Raw genomic sequence first — 22,261 nt, 5'->3', positions numbered from 1 at the left:
GGCCAGGACCGCCTCGCCGACCCTGGGGTAGCCGAAGGTTTCGGGTGCCTTGGGAATGGTGGTCGCCGGCGTACGGCTTGTGCTTTTCCGACGGGCGGAGGGAAATCATGGCTGCCGAGGTGCGATGTTCATCGGTGAGGTTTCGCCGTCGCGATGCCCGCGGACGGGATTCCCGGCCGTGGGAGGATCGGCAGGTAGCCCGAAGTGCGGTGGAGGTGACAACGTTGGTGGCGGACGGGGCGATGGCGCAGCGCCTGCTGGATTGGCTGGTGCCCGACGGTGACCCGCTCGTCGCGCTCTCGGCGGCCGAGGTCGAACGGTTCTGTTGGTACGAGCTGCCTCGCAAGTGGCACGCGGACACCTCTGAGCAGCGGCGGGCTGTCGCTGTCCTGGCCGATCTACTGACCGGAGTCGGCCGTGTTCGGGCCGCCGCGGTGTGTGCGAGCGCGACCACCGTTCAGGTGCTGGCGGCTTGGCAGCGCTCCGAGGAGGCGGGTTTCGCGGCCTACCGCAAGGCCGCGGCCGCCTCGCCCACGACTCCGCCGGACGTGCCCGAGCTGAGCTGGGGGCAGGTCATGGGTATCCGGGAAGCGCTGGCCCGTGCCAACCTCGAACGTCGACTGGAGCAGGCTCTGGACGAGGGAAAGCTCGACCCGGAGGTGCGTACGTTCCCGGCCGCGCGCCGACGGCTTGTCCAGCACTGGCTCACCACCGCGCAGCCTGGGTTCGAGGGCCGCCCCCCGCTGGAGGCCGTGCGGCGTGAACGGCGCGAGTTGTGGGCCGCGGCTCCCCCGGCCGAGCGTCGCGCTCTGCTCGCCGCTGTCCTGCCTGCCCTGGAGGAGCAGGTCGCGGCATCCGTGGACACGGCGGAGCCGCTGCGGTGGCTGCTGGAGCAGATCGGCAACGGTGTCACCCTGACACAGGCCGGCTACCTGCCACGGGAGGTGGTGGCTGCGGCGTTCGCCCGCTACCCGCACTGGTACCCGATCGGCAAGGGGCCGCGCTCCGAGGCGGACCTGTTCCAGCTGGCCGACCTGCATGAACTCGCTCGCACCCACCGGCTGGTGACCAAGCGCCACCGTACTCTCAAGCTCTCGGCGGCCGGGCGCGCCCAGCTGGCGGACCACCAGCTGCGCCAGCACACGGCCGCGCTGGCCTGGCTCGGCACCACCGCGGCTGAGCGGCAGGTGGCCGAGTGCGCCTTGGGCGTGCTGTGGGCGGAGCCCCGGCTCCGCGAGGACCTGCGCGATGCCGTCCATCCGGTGCTTGCCGCGGGTTTCACCCACGGCGACGGCACCGCGATGGAGGTGAAGGACACCGAGAGGCTGCTGTGGAGGTTCTGGCACACCGGCCGCGAACTCGGCTATCTCGAAAAGCGAGACCGGTCCGTCGACGCCCCGATCTCCCTGTCCGCCACCGGCCGCTCGGCTGCCCTCGCGGCGCTCCGCGTCCTGGCCGAGGGGCCCCGCGACCTCATGTGAGCGCGGCTCAGCGGGCTGTCAGGCCGGCATCGGTGAGGCGCCGCATCAGCGAGGGCTTGCCGCGATGCTGTTCGCGCAGGTCGTCAAAGCGCCGGGCGAACTCCTCGGGGGTGCCCGCCCGGTCGTGGACCTCTCGGAGATCCTTCAGGAGCGTGACGGCGGTGTCGTAGGGGCCGGGCTGCTTCTGCCCGATCAGGTGGGCGATGTCCTGCCAGGCTTGCTGGGTGTTCTCGGCCAGGCGGTCCAAGTGGCTCTCGCGAGCCTGCTGTTCGCCTCGGCGGGCCTGGGCGCGGGCCTGTTCCTGTTGCCGTGTGTGCTCGCTGCGCACCTCGTAGGCGGCGTCCAGGAGTTTCGCGGCTGAGCGGCGCCGGGTGGTGGACGGTTCGGCTGTGCCGCGGGACGTGGCGCGGTGGCGGGCCAGCAGCGCGGCGCCCGGTTGCGGGGCAATGCCCAGGGCGGCGTCCAGCAGCAGGGTGTCCTTCTCGTGTGGTGGCAGGGCGCGGATCCAGGCAGTGAGCGCGTCCTTGTCGACTACCTGGGAAGGGGCGGCACCGCTGGCGCGGGCAGCCGCGGTGAGCAGATGCGGGTCGACGTGCAGGAAGTCGGCCAAGGCGCGTTGCGGGCCGGTGAGGTGGGCAAGGCCGGCGGGTACGGGCGGCTCGAGGGTGGAGGTGTACTCGTCCTCGTCGACATCCTCCTCCAGCTCCCAGCGGGTGAGCGCGGAAAGCCAGGCCAGATAGAGGGGGCGCAGGTCGCCCGCGGCGAGTTCGGCGCGCAGGGTGGTGAATGAGGCGAGGGTGAAGGAGGTCTCGAAGTCCCACTCGCCGCCGTCCTCGGCCTCGTAGGAGAAGTCGAGCAGCAGGTGCCCTTTCCTGGTCCAGCAGGTCAAGGCGTCGTCCGCACAGTACGGTGCGGCGCTGCGGGCGGGCAACTGTGCGGTGGGCAGGCGCAGCATCAGACGCCGCGAGCCCCAGTTGGCGAGGTACAGGTGGGCGTCGTACAGCTGCTCCATCAGTTCGCGCTCATCGCCGCGGAAGTTGCCGTAGTGGTACTCGTTGACGAAGTGCGTCGCGCTGATCCTGGCCCGGCTCGACAACGCCCGCACCTGTTCGAGTTCGTCCTTGTTCAACGGTCGGTCGATGGCCTGGAACTCGTAGTACTGGTACTCGCTCACGTCTGTGCAGACTACCGACAGGCGCTGCGGCTCAGCTCACGGGACCTGGATGTGATCCCTCGTTCGGGGCCCATCCACGGTTACGGTCCTGGCGGTGCGGTCGGTAGGCTGGTCCACGCGGGTGACGGAGCGTGCCCGTTCCCATCCGTTCCGCTGCTCCCCGAGCGAGGCCGCTTGAGTACCGTCACCGTTCGCCCTCCCGCAGATGACGGCTCGGCTCCGCGGCCCGAAGGGCTGCCTGACGCGTTCGCGGTGCTGTTGGCCCAGCTGGGCGCGGCTCCGGTGGATCCGGCCACCTCGGTGCTGGTGGATGCGGCGGTGGAGGTGTGGCGCAGGCCCGGTTTCGACTCCTTCCTGTCGCTGCCGCAGCTGTCCTTCGTGCCGTTCGGGTACCAGATGCAGACCGCTCAGACGGTGCTGCGGCGGATGCGCGGCCGGGCGATCCTCGCGGACGAGGTGGGGCTGGGCAAGACCATCGAAGCGGGTCTGGTGCTGTCCGAACTGCGGATGCGGGGGTTGGCGGATCGGACGCTGGTGCTCACCCCGGCCGGGTTGGTGGAGCAGTGGCGCGAGGAGTTGGAGCGCAAGTTCGGCCTGCCGACGGTGATCGCCAGGGGCCGCGGCTGGGAGGAGGCGGACGCGGAGCGGCCGGTGGTGCTCGCCTCGATCGCCGCCGCGCGCCGGGAGCCGCTGAAGTCCCGGTTGACCGAGGGGCAGTGGGATGTGGTGGTGGCGGACGAGGCGCACCGGTTGCGTAGTCCGCGCAGCGCCTCGGGGAAGCTCGCCCGCGCCTTGCGTGCCCGCTATCTGCTGCTGCTCACCGCGACTCCGGTGGAGAACCGGTTGCAGGACCTGTACGAGCTGGTGAGCCTGGTCGCGCCCGGGTTGCTGGGTACTCCTGCGCAGTTCCGCCAGCGGCATGCCGGAGCCGGGACGGATACGTCGACGCCGCGCAACCTGGCGGAGTTGCGGGCCCGTACCCGTGAGGTGATGGTTCGTCACCGGCGCAGTGAGGTCGAGGTGCTGCTGCCGCAGCGGCTGGCCGAGACGGTGCTGGTGGCGCCCTCGCCGGAGGAGGCGAAGCTGTACGCGGGGATCGCGGCCAGGATCAGGGCGGAGGCCAAAGGCGCGTCCTCGGCGCGGCTGCTGACCCTGCGCGGACTGACCCGGCTGGCCGGGTCGAGCCCGCAGGCCGCCGCGCCGACCCTGGCCAAGGCGGGCTGGACGGACCTGGCGGCACTGGCCCGGGAAATCGAGGGGTCCACCAAGGCCGATCTCCTGCTGGAGCGGTTGCGCCGGCACAACGGGCAGGGGGAGAAGGTGCTGGTGTTCACCGCCTTCCGGCAGACCCTGGACGCGCTCGCCGCGCGGCTGGAACGCGAGGGCGTCCAGGCGGCGGTCTACCACGGCAGCCTCTCGCGCCGGGACAAGGAAGCGGCGGTGGCGGCCTTCCGCGATTCCGCGCCGGTACTGCTGTCCACCGAGTCCGCCGGGGAAGGCCGCAATCTGCAGTTCTGCCATGTGATGGCCAACGTGGACCTGCCGTGGAACCCCATGCAGATCGAGCAGCGCCTGGGCCGGCTGCACCGGGTGGGGCAGGAACACGACGTGGTGCTGACCAATCTGGTCGCCCGGGGCACCATCGAACAACGGATCCTGCACGTCCTCGAATCCAAGATCAACCTGTTCGAGCTGGTCGTCGGCGAACTCGACATGATCCTGGGCCGGGTGGACGAGGACTTCGACTTCGAGGCCTCCGTCTTCGACGCCTTCGCCACCGCACAGGACGACGCGGAGTTCGAGCAACGCCTGGAACGCCTGGGCGAGCGACTGGTCAGTGCCCGTACGGACTACCTGGACAGCCGCGGCGCGGTCGACGCACTGGTCGGCGGGGACGACGGGCGAGAGGCGGGCAGGTGATCCGGAAAGAGGCCGGGCTGGCCTTCTGGCTGGACTGGGTCGAGCACCGCGGCGGGCTGTGGGAGGAGGCCGGGGACACCGCCCTGGCACTCCTGCCCGCTGCCCTGGCGGGCGAGCTGGAGCTGCCCGAGGAGACCGCGGTCACCGCCGACCCCGACGTCGCCCGCGAGGACGGCGCCCTGCTGCTGGTGACCGGGCACCCGGTGGTCGCCAAGGCCGCGGAGAGCGTGTTGGCCGCGGGTGACACCGGCACCCTCACCCTGGCCGCGCCGCGCTCCGTGCCGCCCGATGCGGCCACGTTGCTGTCCAAGGCCCGAGAACACCTGCCGGTCGACCACGGTCGCCTGGATCCGCGCGCCGAGGCGACGCCCGAGCGGGCCCTGCGGCCGGTGCTGCGCGTGGGCGCCCTAGTGGGCTACGAGCTCTCCGCGGAGGACCACTTCCAGGAGCAGACCGAGGTGTTCGTCGACGTACCCAGCCGCCTGCGGATTCCGGCGGGGGTGAGCGGGCGCCTCGCCCGCACCGGCCATGACCCCCGTGCGGGGACCGCACTGCCGACGGGGCTCGCCGCATCCGTGGACTACGCCTCCACGAGTCGGCCGGACCTGGCGGGGGCCCTCGCCGAGGCCCACCGGATGCTGGAGGCCGCCGCCGTGCTGCGCCGTGATGGGCTGGCCGGGCAGATCGGCGACGCGTACGCCAAGGAGCGCGCCCGCGCCGAGGAGTACTACGCAGCCGCCGTGGACTCCTTGGAGCGCCGTGCCGCCACCGCGCCCGAGGACCGCGCGGCGTTGCTGCGCGCCCGTATCGAGAGCACGCGCGAGGAGCGCGCCCGCCGTCTGGCCGAGATCGCCGAAAAGTTCCGTGCCCGCCACACGCTCACCCCCTACCGGCTGCACCTGCTGAGGGTGCCGGTGCTACGCCTCGCGCTGGACGTCCGCAGGGGCGAGCGGCGCTACCCGCTGGACCTGGACTGGCTGCTGCCCGCCGGGGAGTTCGCCCCACTGCGCTGCCCGGCCTGCGCCCGAAGCGGTGCGCAGCTGGTCGCGGCCAAGACCCACCTGGGCTGCGACCGATGCCTGGCCCCCAAGCGCCCCACCCCGCGGCCAGCCCCGGAATCAGTACCCCCGCCCCGCGACGGCGCCGCCGCGCACGCTGCCGCATCTGCGAAAGGCGTGGTTGCGTCGGAGCGTGCGGGCGCCACCCCTGCTGTGAGGCCGCGGGCCGCACGAAACGCCGAGACCGCGGGCGGCGCCGGGCCGCGGAGCGGAGGTGAGGCGAAGGCAGGGCGAATCGCCGAGGCGTCCGCAGCGCGCGCCGCCTCTGCCCGGCCTGCCGCACCCGGCCGTGCCCAGTCCTCGCCGCAGCGCCGATCTGTCGATCCCCAGACCCTGCAGAAGCGGGCCTTCGCCTTCTGGGAGCATGCCGCGAGGGGAGACCGCCGCAAGCTGGAGCGGCTGTGCGCCCCGGACTCGCCCGCCGCCGCCCTGCTCCGGCTGTACGGCGCGGCCGGGCCGCTGTACGGGATCGGTGTCGGCTCCCGGGAGCGGGTGGAGTCCTGCAGCGCCGCGGTCTTCCCCGCCGAGGGACGACGCGGCTGGGACAGTGCCGGAGGCGAGGTCCACACCGACCGGGGACGCCATGACTACCTGCTGCGCTGGTCCCTCGGGCCCGACCGGCTGATCGTCGAGGTCCTGCCCCACCGGACTCCCTTCGCGATGAATGCCGGCACCATGATGGCGCGCTACCGCTCGGGTGGTGCCGAGCCGGCCCCCCGCCTCCCGCGCACCAGTGCCGAGCTGGACCCGGTCGCCCACCTGCTGTGGCAGCGCACCCCTGCCCGGTACGGGGCGCACCTGGCCGCACGGGCCCTGGCTTCCTGGTGGCGGCTTGCCGCCCCGCAGGCGTTGCGGGAACGTTACCCGGCTGCGGTCCTCGCTGCCGCCGCCGAACGGTCCGTCTGCTACTGGAGCGGCGTCGGCGCAGGCGGCTACGGCGACGCGGCACTGCTGTGGCAGGTCCCCGAGGCCGACCTGCGCAAGGCGGGCACGCACCTGCAGCGCCTGCTGAAACTGACCCAGGACCAGCCCTGGTAGTCGCGCACCGCGCCCGGAACGCACTGGCGAAAGCCGGAGTGGATGAGAGGCTCCGTCTCAAGGGCCTGAAGGTCTTCGAGGAGACGCGCTTGCCGACAGCCTCGACCGCGGCTGCCCGGCGGACGCGCTCGGGGGCTGTGGGCGTGCCATCGAGCCCCGCAGTCCAGGGCGGTCACGGTGATCGGGACGACGAACTGCTGGGCGAGGACGTCCCCTTCCGGAAGGCCTTCCCGTATATGCGGAAGGCGACCTGGGAACGCACCGTCCTGATGCTGAAGAACTACGAGGTCAGCGTCCCCGGGGTGACCGATCGATAGCATCGCTTCCGACCGGCAGGGCCTGCTGGGCGCGAAGCTGCGTGGCAGGTCGTCGTTCGATGAGGGACACCAGACAACTCATCGGAGGTGAGGAGGGCCGGCTTTCTCATCGGTCGGCGCTGCCGGGCGAGACGACCCATTCGGTGGGTTGGCGAGTGAGGGAGGCGATCATGTCGAAGTCGCCGTCATAGTGGAGGACCGTCCGCCGGTGAAGTTCTGCCGTGGCGGCGATCAGTAGGTCGGGGAGGGACAGGGCGCGGTGGAAGCCCGCGTTGAGAGCGTGGCGCTGGACTTCCAGGGCGCGGGCGAAGGCGCGGTCGTCGGCGTGGAGGTAGTCGAAGGCGTGGAGCCAGGTGCTGATCCGTGTCGCCTCCGAACTGTCCCGTGCGGAGTGGGTCATCTCGAACTCGGTGGGCTGGCACACGGCGAGGAGGTAGCGCTCGTGCAGCGGCCTGAGTACCTCCTTGACGCTCGGCTTCGTCCAGCGGGCGAGGGCGGACTTGTCGATCAGATAGCGGTCCTGCATCAGGCGGCCCGGCCTCCGTCCCGGTCGCCGTCGCGCTTGAGGGAGCCGTCCGCGTTGCGGGGCCCGGTGTTCTCGACGATCTCGCTGAAGTCGAGCTCGCCGGCCTCCATGGCGTCGAAGCCCTCTTGACGAAGGTGCCTCTTGACGGCGTCTTCCATGGCGAGGCGGACGGCTTTGGCCTTGGTCTTGGTGCCGAAGATGCGCATGGCCTCGGCGACCATGTCTTCGTCGAGGTCGATGACGGTTCTGGCCATGTGGAGATCCTCTCGGAGATGCTTCCGCCAGTGAAACGATACCGTTTATCGACTGCGGTAGATATCGTTTCGATCGGGGGTCTCCCTCATGGATGGAGGCTGTGGCGTTCATGGCGACATGCCGCGCGGTCACTCCTTGTGGAAGATCGGACGGTCGTCCTGATGTCAGGCTCCGCCCTTCTTGCGGGATGCATCAGAAGCGACGGGATGGTGAGAGGCGACTGGCCGAGCAGCCCCGTCGGTGGACAGCCGGTGGACAGACGCCTTTGGACGGTGCGGCACACGTCACCGGCACCCAGCAGGGTGCCTGTGGTCTGATCAAGCCGGCGGGTGGACCGGGCCGGCGCCCGTGTCCGGCAGACATCTCGGGGGAACGGCAGTCCCTGACGGAACGCCAGTGATGTTCCGAGTCATGCCGGATCACGAGCGCCGAGCCTGACAGCAACCCCATCCCGGGCCGCAGAAGAACTCTCACAGTTGTGCTTGCGGGCATGCGGCAGCCTCAGGGGCCCGCCTGTGCTGCGTGCGGCGGCGGTGTGGGTGTCCTCGTGCACCCGGAGGCAGGTTTCACACGCTCCCGAGGTAGGCCTCGACCACGCGCTCGTCCTCGGACAGCTCGGCGGCCGGGGCGTCCAGCACGCACCGGCCGTTCTCGACCACGTAGCCGCGGTGCGCGATCTTCAGCGCGGCCTTGGCGTTCTGCTCGACCAGCAGTACCGAGGTGCCGGAGGCGTTGATCTCGGCGATCACCTTCATCACCGCGGCCACCACGAGCGGGGCGAGCCCCATCGACGGCTCGTCCAGCATCAGCAGCCGTGGACCGGCGACGATCGCACGGCCGACCGCGAGCATCTGCTGCTCCCCGCCGGACAGCGTGCCGCCCTCCTGGTCGCGGCGCTCGGCGAGCCGGGGAAGCAGGTCGTAGACCTGGTCGATACGCCGCCTGATCTCCGCCTGGTCGCGCACCAGGTAGCCGCCCATCTGCAGGTTCTCCTGCACGCTGAGGGTGGAGAAGATCCGCCGGCCCTCAGGCACGTGCACCAGTCCCATGCCGACGATCTCCGGCGGTGTGGCCCGGGTGATGTCCCGACCGTCGAAGACGATCCGGCCGCCGGACGAGCGGATCAGGCCGGACACCGCGGACAGCGTGCTGGTCTTGCCCGCGCCGTTGTTGCCGAGCAGCGCGACGATCTCTCCGTCGTCCACCCGCAGCGACATGCCCCGCAGCGCCTGCACCCCGCCGTAAGAAGCGTCGATCCCGTCGATCTCAAGCGTCGGCACGGGCGGCCTCCTCTCCTGTGTCTCCGAGACCTGTGTCTCCGAGACCTGTGTCCCCGGTCGCCCCGTCGTCCCCGTCGTCGCTGCCGAGATACGCCTCGATCACCGCGGGGTCACGCCGCACCTGCTCGGGCGTGCCGTCCGCGATCTCCTTGCCGAAATTGAGTACGACCACCCGCTCCGACACCTCCATGACCAGCCCCATGTCGTGCTCGATCAGCACGATCCCGGTACCGAGTTCGCGGATGCGCCGGATCAGGTCGAGCAGTTCGAGCTTCTCGCCGTGGTTGAGACCGGCGGCGGGCTCGTCGAGCAGCAGCAGCCGGGGGCGGCGCGCCAGGGCACGCGCGATCTCCACCCGGCGCTGTTCGCCGTACGGCAGATTGCGTGCCGCGCCGGTCCGGTCGCCGCGCAGCCCGACGAAGTCGAGCCACTGGTGTGCCTCGTCGGTGGCCTCCTGCTCGCTGCGCCGGTAGCGGGGCGTGTGCAGCAGGGCGTCGAACACGTGCTGGCGCAGCCACAGGTGGGTGCCCGCCCGTACGTTGTCGAGCACCGGCAGGTCGCCGAAGAGCCGTACGTTCTGGAACGTACGGGACACGCCGCGCGCCGCGATCGCGGACGTGCGCATCCGGGTCACGTCGGCGCCGCCGATCGTGATCCGCCCGCTGGTGGGCCGGTAGAAGCCGGTGATGCAGTTGAACGCGGACGTCTTGCCGGCACCGTTGGGGCCGATCACCGACACGATCTCCGCCTCGCCCACTTCGAAGCTCAGCCCGTCGACGGCCTTCACACCGCCGAACGCCAGGTGCAGGTCCGCCACTTCCAGCAACGCGCTCATGGCACGCTCACCTCGCCTTCGGTTTCACGGCCCACGGGGACCGCCGGTTTCGATCGACGGGCGGTTCGATCCGGCTCGCAGGTGCGGGCCGGCCACATCCCCTGCGGGCGCAGTGCCATGACCACGATCAGCAGCACGCCGAACAGGAAGTACCGGTAGTCGGCGAACTCGCGCAGCACTTCGGGCAGCACGCTGACGAACACCGCGCCGAGCACCACGCCCGGGGTGGAGCCCATACCGCCGAGCACCACGGCCATCAGCACCAGCGCCGACTGCAGGAACGTGAAGCTCGCCGGTGAGATCGCCGAGAGCTGCGCCGCGAACAGTACGCCGGCCAGCCCGCCCCAGACGGCGCCGGCGATATAGGCGGCCAGCTTGACCCGGTAGGTGTGCACGCCCATGGCCTCGGCGGCGTCCTCGTCCTCGCGGATGAACCGCCACGCCCGGCCGAGCCGTGAACGGACCAGCCGGTTCGCGCCGAGCACGGCGACGGACACGATGCCGAGCACCACGTAGTAGAACGTGATCGAACCGCTCAGGTCCACCCCGCCGATCGACAGGCTGGGAATGCCGTAGATGCCCTCCGGACCGCCGGTGATGCTGATGTTGTTGGCGGTGATCCGGATGATCTCGCCGAACCCCAGCGTCACGATCGCCAGGTAGTCGCTGCGCAGCCGCAGGGTGGGTCCGCCGATGACGATCCCGGCGACCACGGTCACGATGATCACGAACGGTACGGTGGCCAGCAGCGGCCAGTGCAACCGGGTGGAGATCACCCCGCTGGTGTAGGCGCCCACCGCGAAGAACGCGGCGTACCCGAGATCGAGCAGCCCGCACTGGCCCACCACGATGTTGAGCCCGACCGCGAGCATCACGAAGACGAGCGTGCCGGTCATCACGTTCATCGCGTACGGGGTGGCGATGATCAGCGGCCCGGTGAGGCCGATGAGCAACCCGACCGGACCGATCCAGCGGCTGCGCAGGAACGTCCCGGCGGCGTCGCCGACGCGGCCTGCCGGCCGGTTCGGTGTCTTCACCGCTCTGGTTGTCGCCGTCATCACACACGCTCCGTGACGCGCTCGCCGAGCAGGCCGGTGGGCCGCACGGTCAGGAACAGGATGAGGAAGGCGAACGCGAACACGTCGCGCCACTGCCCGCCGAGGAAGTGCGTTCCGACTGATTCGAGCAGGCCGAGCACCAGGCCACCGAGCATGGCGCCCTTGAAGTTGCCGATCCCGCCGATCACCGCCGCGGTGAACGCCTTGAGCCCGATGATGAAGCCCATCAGGAAGTTGATGCTGCCGTAGTAGGAGCCCGCCATCACGCCCGCGGCGCCGGCGAGCGCGGAACCGATGAAGAACGCCTGGGCGATGACCCGGTTCACGTCCACGCCCATCAGCCGGCTGGCCACCGGGTCGAGCGCGATCGCCCGCATCGCCCGGCCCTGCTGCGAGCGCATCACCATGGTGTTGAGGCCGACCATCAGCGCGATCGCGATGCCGATGAGCACGATCTGGGAGACGCTGATCCGGACGCCGAACACATGCAGGGACGAACCGCCCAGGCGCACCGGGTACACCTCCGGGTTGGGCCCGGCCACGATGCGCATCCCGTACTCCAGAGCGAACGACGCGCCGACCGCGGTGATCAGCAGCGACAGCCGTGGCGCGCCGCGCAGCGGCCGGTAGGCGACGCGTTCGATCACCACCCCGGCCAGGCCGGTGCCGATCATGGACAGCACCAGCACCACGAGCAGCGCCACCAGCGACAGGGACGCCGTGAAGCCACTGAACGAGGTGAGCAGCGCGAAACCCATGAACGCGCCGAGCATGTAGAGGTCGCCGTGAGCGAAGTTCAGCAGCTTCATGATCCCGTAGACCATGCTGTAGCCGAGGGCGACCAATGCGTAGAACGAGCCCACGAACAGGCCGTTCCAAATGATCTGAAGCATGTCAGATTCCCCTCAGACGCGGGTGGCGGACCCGGACGGCGGGCCCGTCACCCGCTGCTGTGCTCAGGACTGGAGGTCGTCGGCGAGCGTGAACCTGGTGTCCGACACCTGCAGGATGCGGAAGCCGCCCTCCGACAGGGTGTGGTCCGGGGTGAACTTGAGCGGGCCGGAGAACAGCTCGAACCCGTCGATCTTCGTCAACGCGTCGATGATCTTCTTGCCGTCCGTGCTGTCCGCGTCCTCGATCGCCTTGGCGGCCACGCGCACCGCGTCGTAGGACTGCAGCGCGTACGGGCCGGGCTCTGAGCCGAACTTCTTCTTGTAGTCGGAGATCCAGCTGCTCGCGCCCTCGATGGTGTCGGGCGTCTCGGTCATGGTGGCGTACACGCCCTGGGCGTTCTTCTCCCCGGCGATGCTGACGAGCTTGGCGTCCACACTGCCGTCGGCGACCATGATCTTGCCCTGGTAGCCGGCCTGGCGCAGCTGCCGGACGAGCAGGCCGCCCTCCTGGTAGTAGCCGGTCCAGTACACGAAGTCGGGCTTGGCCGACAGGACGGCGTCGACGTTCGAGCTGTAGTCGCTCTCGCCTGCGGTGACCGACTCCTTCAGCACCGTCTTCATGCCGGAGCCGGCCTCTTCGATGTCGGCCTCGGTGCGCTTGGTGATGTCGGTGGAGTAGCTGGTGTTGTCGTCGAGCAGTGCCACCCGGGTGGCCTTCTGCTGCGTCATCCACTCGATCGCGGCCTGAGCCTGCTGCGCCCCGGTGCCGTTGATGAGGAACACGTTCGCCAGCTTCTGCGAGACCAGGTCGCCGGAGTTCGCCGCCGGGATCACCATCGGGATGTCCGCCTTGTTGAACACCGACAGGGTCGGCAGCGTGGCCGACGAGCAGTATCCGCCGACCGACACGGTGACGCCCGCCGCGACCAGCTTGGTCGCCGCGGTGACCGCGGTCTTCGGGTCGCACGCGCTGTCCTGCACGTTCAGCTTCAGCTTGCGGCCGAGCACCCCGCCCTCGGTGTTGATCTCGTCGATCGCCAGCTGGGCCCCGTTCTTCATGTAGGGGCCGGCGGCGGCACTGCTGCCCGAGGTGGGTATCGCCATGCCCAGCGTGATCGGGCCGTCGGAGTCGCTGTCGCCACCACTGCCGAGCGCACCCTGGCAGCCGGTCAGCGCGAGGGCCGCCACGGTGAACGCTGCGGCGACGCCTGTTCTTGTCCCTCTTACGGTTCTTCTCACGTCATGCACCCAATCTCTGGTGGTGATGATCTCTGGTGGTGATGGCGGCGGAATCGGTTTCCGTCGCCCGTCCGGTCAGCCGTTCCCGGGAAGAACGGATCTTCCGAATCGTGGAAGTGCCGGTGCGCCCGGCGGGCAGGAAGGGCCCGTCACGGGCCGGGTTCAGGCCTTCGAGGTGAGCGTGTGCAGGAAGAAGGCCAGGTTCGCCGGACGCTCGGCGAGGCGGCGCATGACGTACCCGTACCACTCGGCCGCCCGGTGCGGGTGGCGGTGTGCGGCCGACGGTGCGAAGGGGGCGTCGACCGGCTCCGGAACTACCGGCTCCGGAACTACCGGCTCCGGAACTACCGGCTCCGGAACTACCGGCTCCGGAACAACCGGCTCCGGAACAACGGGGATGGCATCCATGGAGCCTCCTGGCCTGGCGGCGGAAGAAAGGTGTTGCCGCTGCGAACTGGCCCGAAGTCAACACCAGAAGGCACATCAAGCCATGAGCCAATAGGACAAATCTCAACTCCTCTCGTTGTACCGTTGGCCAAAACACGTCGGTGTTCCGACTGGGAGGTGTGCTGTGACCATCGACCGCCCAAGGCTTCCCCGCGTGACTGCCGTCGCCGCCGATCCGCCCGAAGCCATCACACTGGGTGAGCTGCTCAGCGGCCTGGACACGGCCGTCGTCGGGCTGGTCGAGGCCCCCGCGGGCGAGGGCGTCCCGATCTCCTCGGTGGCGCTCGTCGACGGCTCGGACCTGTCGGCCGAGGCTGAAACGCACGCCCCCCTGCCCGACCTCTACCTGCACGCAGGTGTCACGGACGCCGAGGCCGTGCGCTGGTTCCACGAGGTCGCGCAGCGCACCCCCGAGCACCGGCCGACGGCGGTCATGTCGAAGAACGCGGCGGAGTCGGGCACGCTGCGGGCCGCGGCGCGCCAGGCCGGTGTCGCGCTCCTGGCGGTGCACCCGAAGGCCCGGTGGGACCACGTGCTGCCGCTGGTGAAGCGCATGCTCGACCGCTCACGCCGACTCCAGGCCGCCCTGGGGGAACCGGATCTGCTGGCCACCGACACCGACCTGTTCGGCCTCGCCCAGATGGTCGCGCAGAACGCCGGTGGCCTGGTCTCGATCGAGGACGCGCAGTCGCACGTGCTGGCCTACTCGGCCTCCAACGAGTCCGCCGACGAACTGCGCACCCTGTCGATCCTGGGCAGGGAAGGCCCGCGCGACTATCTGCGGGCACTGGAGCGATGGGGGGTGTTCGACCGGCTGCGTGAAAGCGACGAGGTCATCGACGTGCCGGCGCACCGCAGGCTCGGCACCGAGCGACGGCTGGCGGTCAGCATCCGGCAGCCGTCGGAGGAAGGCTCACCCGCACCGAGGATGCTCGGCTCCATCTGGTTGCAGCAGGGCGCCGAACCGTTCACCGCCGATGCCCCGGACCTGCTGCGTGGAGCGTCGGCGATCGCCGCCCGCATCATCTGGCGCAGTCTCAACGCCCCCTCCGCCGAGAGCCTGCTGATCCAGCGCCTGTTCGGCGCACGCGGCGGAGGCGTGGACGTCCCGTCGCTGGCCGGCGCCCTCAACCTGCCGGTCACCGGACCGGCCGCGGTGGTCGGTTTCGCCCTCACCGCCACCGGGAACCCGGCACCGGCCGACAAGTTCACCGGCATCGGGAGCATGATCCGGTTGCACGCGAGCTCGTTCCGCCACGACTCGGTGGCCACGGTCATCGGCAAACGCGCCTACGTGCTGCTGCCCGGCTACAAGTCGGCGAGCACCGTCACCAGGTGGGCGCGGCAGCTCGTCGACGACTTCGAGGCGAAACGGTCGGTCGTGCTGCGTGCCGCGGTCGCCGTCCAGGTGATGGACCTCGGGCAGGTGGCCGGGGCCCGGACCGAGGTCGACCGGGTCCTCGACGGCACCGCCGCGACCTTCCCCGAGGGGCGGGTGACCACGCTCGCCGAATCCCGCACCGCGGTACTGCTCGGTGAGATCCTCGACCTGGTCGGAGAGCATCCCGAACTGTACGATCCGCGACTCGGCCTGCTGTTCGACTACGAGCTCAAGCACGCGTCGAGCCTGCGGGAGAGCGCCGAAGCCTTCCTCGCCCGGCACGGTGACGTCCGTGCGGCCGCGGCAGCGCTCCAGGTGCATCCGAACACGCTGCGCTACCGGATCCGAAGGGTCGAAGAGATCGTCGGAATCGACCTGGGCGACGCCTCCGACCGGCTGCTCCTGGAACTGCAGCTCTCCCTGCACCGGCGCAGGGAGATGACCGAACCGCCCGCCTGACCCCGGCCCGCCGTCCGGGAAGCGGTGGTGGAGGAAACCACCGTCGACGGACCGAGTTCCTCACGGGTGCCGTGTGCGCACCCGGGGGGCAGGCGTCCACGGCACCGTGAGGAACTCGGCCGGTGTTCCCCGGCCCGACCCCGTCGGGGCGTTGAGCATCTGTCGCAACCGGGCGCCCCGGCCCTGTGACATCTGTCCATGGCCTCACGCAAGGCCCGCCCCTACCGTGTGGGCCCATGCGGTGCGGCACGCCGGGCGACCCCCTGCGCTCCCGGTCCGCCGTGTGCCGACCGGACCTGTACATCTCCGACGCCCGGACCGGCCCGCGGGAGAGCACACCGGACCGCGACCCGCCGCCCGGTCCCCCGGGCGAGGCCGGCGACGTCCGACACACCCCCGGGCATTCCGGCACCTGACGTGCCACGGGCCCCATCGGGTCGACGCAACCGCAGCAGTCGGCGGCCCTCACCGTCCCGAATCCCCTGGAAGGCCAAGAGGTTGAGCGCACCGACAGCCGACGGCGAGGCGCCGCCCCGCTTCCCCACGACGGATCAGCGCATCGTGATCGTCGAGGACGACGAAGCCCTGGGCCAGGAGGCCGCGGAGTGCATCAGCCGCTGGGGCAGCACCGTGCACCGCCTGAACCGCCCGGACGACGACACCCTGCAACGCCACCTCCGGCAGCCCGTCGACGGCGTCGCCGTGGTGTCCCGCGACGACATCGTCGCGCTGCGCTACACCCTGCTCACCGAGCACCTCAGGCCCGGCATCCGCCTGGTGGTCACCCTCTTCGACCGCACCGTCGCCGACGAGGTCGCCCGTACCGTCCCGAACTGCAGCGTGCTCAGCATCACCGACACGATCGTGCCCAGTCTCCTGGCCAGCTGCCTCGACCCGCGGTACGCCATGCTCCGGTCCACCGGCTCCGGCATCATCGGCGTACCGCGGCAGGGCACCCCCAGGGCCGTCGAGCACCTGTCCCGGCGGGCTCTCGGCACCGCTGCCAGGCCCCGGCCCCGCACCGGCATCACGACCTGGTTCCGCTCCCTCGGCTCATCCGCCAAGGCCCTCGTCGCCAGCTTCACCGGGCTCCTGGTGATGCTCACCCTGGACGTTCTGCTCGGTGTCCTCGTCCTCCACGAGCACGGGTACGACGCTCTGTGGAACGCGGCACGCGCCCTCACCACCATCGGGTCCTCGCCCGCCGCGGAACACGGCCCGGCCTGGTACAAGGTCCTCTCCGCCCTCTCCATGCTGATCGTGCTGGCCCTCTCCGCGCTGTTCACGGCCGGACTGGTCGACCAGCTCACCGGGCGGCGCATGACCAGCATCCTGGGTGCCCGTTCCATCCCACGGCACGGCCATGTCATCGTCGTCGGCCTGGGACAAGTGGGGCTGCGGCTCTCCGCCCAACTGCGCGATCTCGGCATCAAGGTCGTCGCCGTGGAACGCAACCCCCAGGCCGCCTGCCTCCCCCTGGCACGGGCCCTCGCCATCCCCGTCGTCCTCGGCCGCGGCGGAGACCGGTTCCTCCTGAACCGCCTGTGCGTCCAGCGGGCCCGGGCCCTGGCGGCGGTGGGCTCCGACGGCCTGGAGAACATCGCCGTGGCGGTCACGACCCGGGCGGTCGCCCCACGGCAGCGCATCGCGCTACGGGCCGACGGCGACGAGGTCACCGCCGATTCGCAGTCGCTCTTCCGCATCGGCGCCGTCTGCGACGTCACGCGCATCGTCGGCGCATCCGTGGCGGCGTCCGTTCTCGGGACCGGACCGCTCAGCGTCTTCATGACGGAACGGCACACGTGCGCCCTGTTCCCCGGCGAGCAGGTCATCGACCTCGGAACCTGGGACGCGAGCCACCGTCCGCAGAGCAGTCCCACCGAGGGGGGCACCGCTGAGGTCACCGGAGTACCAGCCCGCTGACGGCTGGCCCCCGCCTTCGGCCCTCAGCCCGGTGGCCGGGTCGACGGGGATGCCGCTGTTGCGCGGTCCCGCAGAGAAGGCGAAGGACACCGAGCGGCTGCTGTGGCGGTTCTGGCCCACCGGCCGCGCACTCGGGTACCTCGCGCGGGAGCGGCCCACCGGCGCTCCGGTCCTCCTGTCCCGCGCGGGCCGCCCGGCCGCCCTCGCCGCCCTCCGCCTCCCGGCCGAGGGCCCACGCGACCACAACCGAGCGCGCCTCAGCGTCCCGTCAGCCCGCCGTCGGTGGGGCGCCGCATCAGCGAGGGTTTGCCGCGATGCTGTTCGCGCAGGTCGTGCAGGCGCCGTCGCGCACCCCTCGGGGGCGCCCACCCGGTCGTGGACCTCGCGGAGATCCCGAGCGGAGAAGGGGCCCGGCACCGTCGTCCAGGGAGTCGTTCTCGAAGACCTTGCGGGTGACGGGGGTGCGGGGGAGCGCCTGGGAGGCGTCGAGGGCGGTCGGCTCGGTCTGGAGGCCGGCGGTGTCGACGGCACCCGTTGGTCGCGCGTGCCTGGCGTGACCGGGATCGACCACCCGGGGGCGCGGTGTGGGGCGTGAGATAGGTTCCCTGTGACCATAAAAGTTTCATAAGTTGTTCACGATGCGGGGGAATTGAAGATGATGACGCGTACGCGTATGCGTGCCGTCGGGGGAACCATCGCGATCGCTCTGAGTTCTGTCCTTGCGGTCGGGCTGCTGCCGGGTGCTGCGGCGGCGTCGACCTCGGAAGGGCCGAACGCTGCGGAGGCGCAAGCTCGTTCCGCTGCCGACAAGGTGCCGCTCTCCGAGGAGCAGGCACGGGCGGAGGCCGAACGGACCGGTAGGAAGGTGGAGATCACCGCCTTGCGCGGTGAGAGTCACGACGTGTTCGTGACCCCCGAGGGGGACCTGGAGACGCGTGAGTATCTGCGTCCCGTCCGGACCAGAGTCGACGGTGAGTGGAAGGCCATCGACACGGGTCTGGTGTGGACCGGTGACGGCGTGATCGCGCCGAAGGCGGCCACCGTGGGCCTGGAGTTCTCCGGCGGCGGGACCGACGCGCCGCTGGTGCGGATGAGCAGGGCGGGGCGTGAGCTGGCGCTGTCCTGGCCGGGCGAGTTGCCCGTGCCCGAACTGGACGGAGCCACGGCGACGTACCGGAACGTGCTGCCTGATGTCGATCTGCGCATGGGGGCCCAGGAGGACGGGTTCACCCAGCTTCTGGTGGTCAACTCGGCTGAGGCAGCGCTGAGCCCGGCACTGTCCGAGCTGCGGCTGAAGCTGGCCGCGGACGGCATGCAGGTGAAGCAGACGGCGGGTGGCGGCCTGGCCGCGGTCGACGAGGGCGCGGGGAACGCGGTGTTCGAGGCCCCCGAGCCGTTGATGTGGGACTCCGGAGACGGCCGTGCCGACGAGGGCGGCACCGAGGACGCCGACGAGGGTGCTGCTCCTCAGCTCCTGCGGGCCGCCGCGCTGCCGTCCGCGGCCGGTCGGGATCGGGCCGGTGCCGCCGACGGTGAACCCGGTCCCACCGAGTCCGCCAAGCTCGCCCCGGTCGCCGTGGATCTCCCGGCCGGCGGAGACGAGCTGGTCCTCACGCCGGACCAGGACGTGCTGAAGGGCAAGGACACCGAGTATCCGGTGTTCATCGATCCGCAGTGGTACTCGCCGCGGGCCTCCGCGTGGACGATGGCGTCGAAGTACTGGGCGTCGTCGCCGCAGTGGAAGTTCAACGGCAAGCCGGACGCCGGCCTGGGCTACTGCGGCTGGGCCTACTGCAAGCCGTACGACACCAAGCGGCTCTTCTATCGTGTGCCGACCTCGAAGTTCGCGGGCAAGACGGTCCTGTCGGCGGAGTTCGTGGTGCGCAATGTGCACTCGGCGTCCTGCTCGGCGCGCGAGGTGCAGCTGTGGCGGACCAAGGGCATCTCGGCGTCGACGACCTGGAACTCGCAGAACGCGTCCGGCTTCTGGGTCAAGAGGCTGGCGAAGAAGCCGTTCGCGTACGGCTACAGCGGCTGTGCGGCGAAGGACGCGGAGTTCGACGTGAAGTCGGTGGTCCAGCAGGCCGCGAACGGCAAGTGGTCGTCGCTGACGTTCGGGCTGCGTGCCGCCAGCGAGCGCGACCGGTACGGCTGGAAGCGGTTCTCGAACAAGGCGTTCCTTCGTGTGAAGTACAACCGGGCGCCGCGGCAGGTGAAGATGTCGCAGCTTGCCATGGAGTACGGCGGCACCTGCAAGAAGCCCGGGAGCGCGGCCCGGGTGCGCACGCTGGGCAAGATCTACGCGAACGACGTCGCCGACCCGGACGGTGACAACATCGCGGTCCAGTTCCGGGCGAGTTGGGACTCCGGTGACGGCAAGGGCCTGATCGCCCGCTGGAAGCCGGCCCGGACGTCGTACAAGAAGTCCGGTTCGAGCTTCTCCGTCGCCCTGCCGAAGGCGGTCACGCCGAACACGCAGGTTCACTGGTACGTCCGCTCGTACGACGGGGCGCAGTACTCACCGTGGTCGTACGCCGGGGACCCGACAGGCTGCTACTTCGTCCACGACACGAGCGTGCCCGAGGCACCGGTGATCTCCTCGGGCCAGTACCCCGCGTCGGACCCGGAGGACCCGGACGACCCGTGGTACGACGGGGTCGGCCAGTACGGCACGTTTTCCCTTGATTCGTCTTCCACGGACGCGGTCCGCTACCGCTACGGGTTCAACACCGACCCGTCCGCGTCCCGGCAGATCACCACCAGCGGCGGTGCGGCCAGATCCGTACGGCTGCTGCCCGCGAAGCCGGGCCTGAACTTCGTCACCGCCCAGGCGTTCGACCGGGCGGGCAACGGCTCGGAGGTCCGCACCTACCAGTTCCGGGTCAAGGCCGGGCAGCCGGAGCGGGCGGCCTGGCGGCTCGACGAGCCCGCCGGTGCGGCCGTGGCGGCGGGCGAGAGGGCCTCGCGGGCCGTCCGGCTGCACGGCGGGGCCGCCCTCGGCGCCGAGGGCAGGAAGGGCACCGGTCTGCACTTCGACGGCACGTCCGGCTACGCCGGCTCCGACCTCGCCGTCGTGGACACCTCGGACAGCTTCTCCGTCGCGGCCTGGGCCCGGCTGGACCGGATGCCAGGTGCGGCGGCGGTCATCGCCGCGCAGCCGGGCAACGCGTCGCCGGGCTTCGAGCTGTACTACTCCAAGTACTACGACCGCTGGGTGTTCAACCAGTACACCTCCGACAAGCCCGGGGCCTCCATCGCCCGGGCCATGGCCGCCGCTCCGGGCGGCGCCGTTGCGGGCGAGTGGACCCACCTGGTCGGTGTGTACGACGGCAAGGACAAGCAGTTGCGGCTGTACGTTGACGGCAAGCTCACCGGTTCCACCGCGTACGCCACCGCATGGGAGGCCCGCCGGGGTCTGCGACTGGGTGCCGGCAACTACAGCGGGACGCACAAGTCCTTCTTCCCCGGCACCGTCGACGACGTGCGGATCTTCGACCGGGCCGTGAACGCCGCCGAAGCCGGACGGCTGCACCAGGGCCAGGACCTCACCAGCGGGCGCCCGGCGCGTGCCGTCTTCCCCCTGGACGAGGAACCCAGCGCCACCGAGGCCGCCGGCGGGGCGGCCGCGCAGCCCCTGACGCTGCACCGGGGTGCGACCGCAGGGGGCAGCGGCGTCGAGGGCGCGGCGCTGACGCTGGACGGGAAGACCGGCTACGCCGCCACCGACCGTCCGGTGCTCGACACGGCCCGCTCGTACACGGTGTCGGCCTGGGCGAAGCTGCCCGCCGGGGAGACCACCGGCAACCGCACCGTGCTCAGCCAGAGCGGCACCTACTACAGCCCGTTCTATCTGTCGTACGAGGCGAAGGAGAGGACCTGGTCCCTGCGCACCTCGCTGGAGGACGTCCAGGCGGGCAACATCAGGGAGCAGCGGGTGGTGGCCAAGCAGCCCGCACGGCCCGGTGAGTGGGCCCATCTGGTGGCGGTCCACGACGTCACCGCCCAGCAGATCCGGCTGTACGTCAACGGGCGGTTGCAGGGCACCGACGCCGCCCCGAAGACCTGGCAGGCCCAGGGCCCCGTGCAGGTCGGCCGGACCATCTGGACGGGCAAGTACGTCGACTACTTCCCCGGCAGCATCGACGAGGTCCGCCTCTTCGACCGACCGGTCGCAGACGACGAGGTCCGTCAGATGTTCCAGCAGCGGCCCCTGGTCAAGAGCCGCTGGAACTTCGAGGAGACCACCGGGACCGGCGCACCGACCACGCCGAACGCCGTCCCCGGGGGCAGCCCGCTGACGCTGAACGGCGGTGCGGTGAAGTCCGACTCGGCCTTCATCGACTACGGCGGCCTGGAGCTCGACGGCGTCCGCGGCTACGCGGCCACCACGTCCCTCCCGGTGGACACCAGCGCAAGCTACACCGTCACCGCCTGGGCCCAGGCCGCCGCGTTGCCCAAGAGCGGGGTCTCGCTGGTGAGCGCCGAAGGCTCCGGGCAGAGCGCCTTCAGCGTCCGCTTCGTCCCGGACACTGCCGATCCGGAGGGCCTCGGCCGCTGGGAGCTGGCGGTGCCGGACAAGGACGGTACGGACGCGACCGTCGTACGCGTCGCCAACAGCGAGTTCTCCGACGTGCGGGACTGGAACCACCTGGCGGTCGTCTACGACGGCTTCGCCAAGCAGGCCCGCCTGTACGTCAACGGCACGCTCCAGGTGGTCTCCTGCGGCGACGCCGGCGAGGACACATGCGAGGAGCAGGTGTCCACGGCGGAGAACACGCTGGCGTTCAAGGCGACCAAGTCCTTCCAGATCGGCCGTGCCAAGACCGACGGGACCTGGGGTGGGTACTTCCCTGGCCTGGTCGACGACGTCTGGACCTTCCAGGGCGCGCTGAACGACAGCCAGATCGAGGAACTGGCCGGCTCGTGGTTCGACGTGCCGACCGAGGTTCCGGCCGGCTCCGGTTCCTGACGAGAGCG

Annotated in this window: 16 protein-coding genes; 7 read left to right on the top strand and 9 right to left on the bottom strand. The window is 70.6% G+C overall.

Going from position 1 to position 22,261, the window contains the following annotated elements; genetic code table 11:
* Window positions 1-215 precede the first annotated feature (215 nt).
* Window positions 216-1,481: a hypothetical protein gene (locus tag AC5K6T_RS20400; RefSeq protein WP_493211037.1), complete on the top strand. Its 1,266-nt coding sequence runs from the start codon at window positions 216-218 to the stop codon at window positions 1,479-1,481.
* Between the two features lie 7 nt (window positions 1,482-1,488).
* Here AC5K6T_RS20400 and AC5K6T_RS20395 read toward each other — a convergent pair whose 3' ends face one another.
* Complete coding sequence (locus AC5K6T_RS20395) at window positions 1,489-2,655, bottom strand: hypothetical protein (protein WP_493211035.1); 1,167 nt, start codon at window positions 2,653-2,655, stop codon at window positions 1,489-1,491.
* Between the two features lie 252 nt (window positions 2,656-2,907).
* Here AC5K6T_RS20395 and AC5K6T_RS20390 point away from each other — a divergent pair, with 252 nt between their 5' ends.
* The 3 genes from AC5K6T_RS20390 to AC5K6T_RS20380 all read left to right on the top strand — a co-directional run bounded on the left by AC5K6T_RS20390 (window position 2,908) and on the right by AC5K6T_RS20380 (window position 6,988).
* The gene (locus tag AC5K6T_RS20390; RefSeq protein WP_493211033.1) at window positions 2,908-4,575 is read left to right on the top strand and encodes a DEAD/DEAH box helicase; all 1,668 of its coding nucleotides are present in this window, start codon (window positions 2,908-2,910) and stop codon (window positions 4,573-4,575) included.
* Window positions 4,572-6,671 (top strand): hypothetical protein, encoded by a 2,100-nt coding sequence (locus AC5K6T_RS20385; RefSeq protein ID WP_493211031.1) that lies wholly within the window; start codon window positions 4,572-4,574, stop codon window positions 6,669-6,671. Before AC5K6T_RS20390 ends, AC5K6T_RS20385 begins: the two co-directional genes overlap by 4 nt.
* A gap of 143 nt (window positions 6,672-6,814) precedes the next feature.
* Entirely contained in the window at window positions 6,815-6,988 is a 174-nt protein-coding gene (locus tag AC5K6T_RS20380; protein ID WP_493211029.1) for a hypothetical protein, read from the top strand.
* A 106-nt stretch (window positions 6,989-7,094) separates the two neighbouring features.
* On the opposite strand, the gene AC5K6T_RS20375 is transcribed toward AC5K6T_RS20380, so the two are convergent.
* From AC5K6T_RS20375 to AC5K6T_RS20340, 8 genes are all read right to left on the bottom strand, one after another.
* Window positions 7,095-7,514 (bottom strand): PIN domain nuclease, encoded by a 420-nt coding sequence (locus AC5K6T_RS20375; RefSeq protein ID WP_493211027.1) that lies wholly within the window; start codon window positions 7,512-7,514, stop codon window positions 7,095-7,097.
* Window positions 7,514-7,768 (bottom strand): type II toxin-antitoxin system VapB family antitoxin, encoded by a 255-nt coding sequence (locus AC5K6T_RS20370; RefSeq protein ID WP_450854511.1) that lies wholly within the window; start codon window positions 7,766-7,768, stop codon window positions 7,514-7,516. The genes AC5K6T_RS20375 and AC5K6T_RS20370 overlap by 1 nt, the downstream gene beginning before the upstream one ends.
* A 567-nt stretch (window positions 7,769-8,335) precedes the next feature.
* Complete coding sequence (locus AC5K6T_RS20365; protein WP_493211025.1) at window positions 8,336-9,049, bottom strand: ABC transporter ATP-binding protein; 714 nt, start codon at window positions 9,047-9,049, stop codon at window positions 8,336-8,338.
* Window positions 9,036-9,884, bottom strand: coding sequence for an ABC transporter ATP-binding protein (locus AC5K6T_RS20360; RefSeq protein WP_493211023.1), 849 nt, complete (start codon window positions 9,882-9,884; stop codon window positions 9,036-9,038). The genes AC5K6T_RS20365 and AC5K6T_RS20360 overlap by 14 nt, the downstream gene beginning before the upstream one ends.
* Window positions 9,881-10,942: a branched-chain amino acid ABC transporter permease gene (locus AC5K6T_RS20355; protein ID WP_493211021.1), complete on the bottom strand. Its 1,062-nt coding sequence runs from the start codon at window positions 10,940-10,942 to the stop codon at window positions 9,881-9,883. The genes AC5K6T_RS20360 and AC5K6T_RS20355 overlap by 4 nt, the downstream gene beginning before the upstream one ends.
* The gene (locus tag AC5K6T_RS20350) at window positions 10,942-11,835 is read right to left on the bottom strand and encodes a branched-chain amino acid ABC transporter permease (protein WP_493211019.1); all 894 of its coding nucleotides are present in this window, start codon (window positions 11,833-11,835) and stop codon (window positions 10,942-10,944) included. Before AC5K6T_RS20350 ends, AC5K6T_RS20355 begins: the two co-directional genes overlap by 1 nt.
* Window positions 11,836-11,898: 63 nt before the next feature.
* On the bottom strand, window positions 11,899-13,074 hold the full coding sequence (locus AC5K6T_RS20345) for a branched-chain amino acid ABC transporter substrate-binding protein (protein ID WP_493211017.1): 1,176 nt from the start codon (window positions 13,072-13,074) through the stop codon (window positions 11,899-11,901).
* A 162-nt stretch (window positions 13,075-13,236) separates the two neighbouring features.
* Window positions 13,237-13,482 (bottom strand): hypothetical protein, encoded by a 246-nt coding sequence (locus tag AC5K6T_RS20340; protein ID WP_493212224.1) that lies wholly within the window; start codon window positions 13,480-13,482, stop codon window positions 13,237-13,239.
* Between the two features lie 193 nt (window positions 13,483-13,675).
* Between AC5K6T_RS20340 and AC5K6T_RS20335 the strand changes: the two genes are divergently transcribed.
* From AC5K6T_RS20335 to AC5K6T_RS20325, 3 genes are all read left to right on the top strand, one after another.
* Window positions 13,676-15,361, top strand: a complete 1,686-nt coding sequence (locus tag AC5K6T_RS20335) for a PucR family transcriptional regulator (RefSeq protein ID WP_493211015.1) — start codon at window positions 13,676-13,678, stop codon at window positions 15,359-15,361.
* 498 nt (window positions 15,362-15,859) lie between these two features.
* A complete protein-coding gene (locus AC5K6T_RS20330; RefSeq protein WP_493211013.1) occupies window positions 15,860-17,284 on the top strand; it encodes an NAD-binding protein in 1,425 nt (474 codons plus the stop codon).
* Window positions 17,285-17,942: 658 nt separating this feature from the next.
* Window positions 17,943-22,253 (top strand): LamG-like jellyroll fold domain-containing protein, encoded by a 4,311-nt coding sequence (locus AC5K6T_RS20325; RefSeq protein WP_493212146.1) that lies wholly within the window; start codon window positions 17,943-17,945, stop codon window positions 22,251-22,253.
* Window positions 22,254-22,261 lie beyond the last annotated feature (8 nt).

It is taken from the genome of Streptomyces sp. B8-7 (assembly GCF_058833805.1).
This window is presented reverse-complemented; position numbering and strand designations above follow the sequence as displayed.

Bases quoted from the DNA above. Each gene is read 5' to 3' on its own strand.
- AC5K6T_RS20375 (WP_493211027.1), bottom strand. From the start codon at position 7,514: ATGCAGGACCGCTATCTGATCGACAAGTCCGCCCTCGCCCGCTGGACG.
- AC5K6T_RS20370 (WP_450854511.1), bottom strand. From the start codon at position 7,768: ATGGCCAGAACCGTCATCGACCTCGACGAAGACATGGTCGCCGAGGCC.
- AC5K6T_RS20360 (WP_493211023.1), bottom strand. From the start codon at position 9,884: ATGAGCGCGTTGCTGGAAGTGGCGGACCTGCACCTGGCGTTCGGCGGT.
- AC5K6T_RS20355 (WP_493211021.1), bottom strand. From the start codon at position 10,942: ATGACGGCGACAACCAGAGCGGTGAAGACACCGAACCGGCCGGCAGGC.
- AC5K6T_RS20350 (WP_493211019.1), bottom strand. From the start codon at position 11,835: ATGCTTCAGATCATTTGGAACGGCCTGTTCGTGGGCTCGTTCTACGCA.
- AC5K6T_RS20340 (WP_493212224.1), bottom strand. From the start codon at position 13,482: ATGGATGCCATCCCCGTTGTTCCGGAGCCGGTTGTTCCGGAGCCGGTA.
- AC5K6T_RS20325 (WP_493212146.1), top strand. From the start codon at position 17,943: ATGACGCGTACGCGTATGCGTGCCGTCGGGGGAACCATCGCGATCGCT.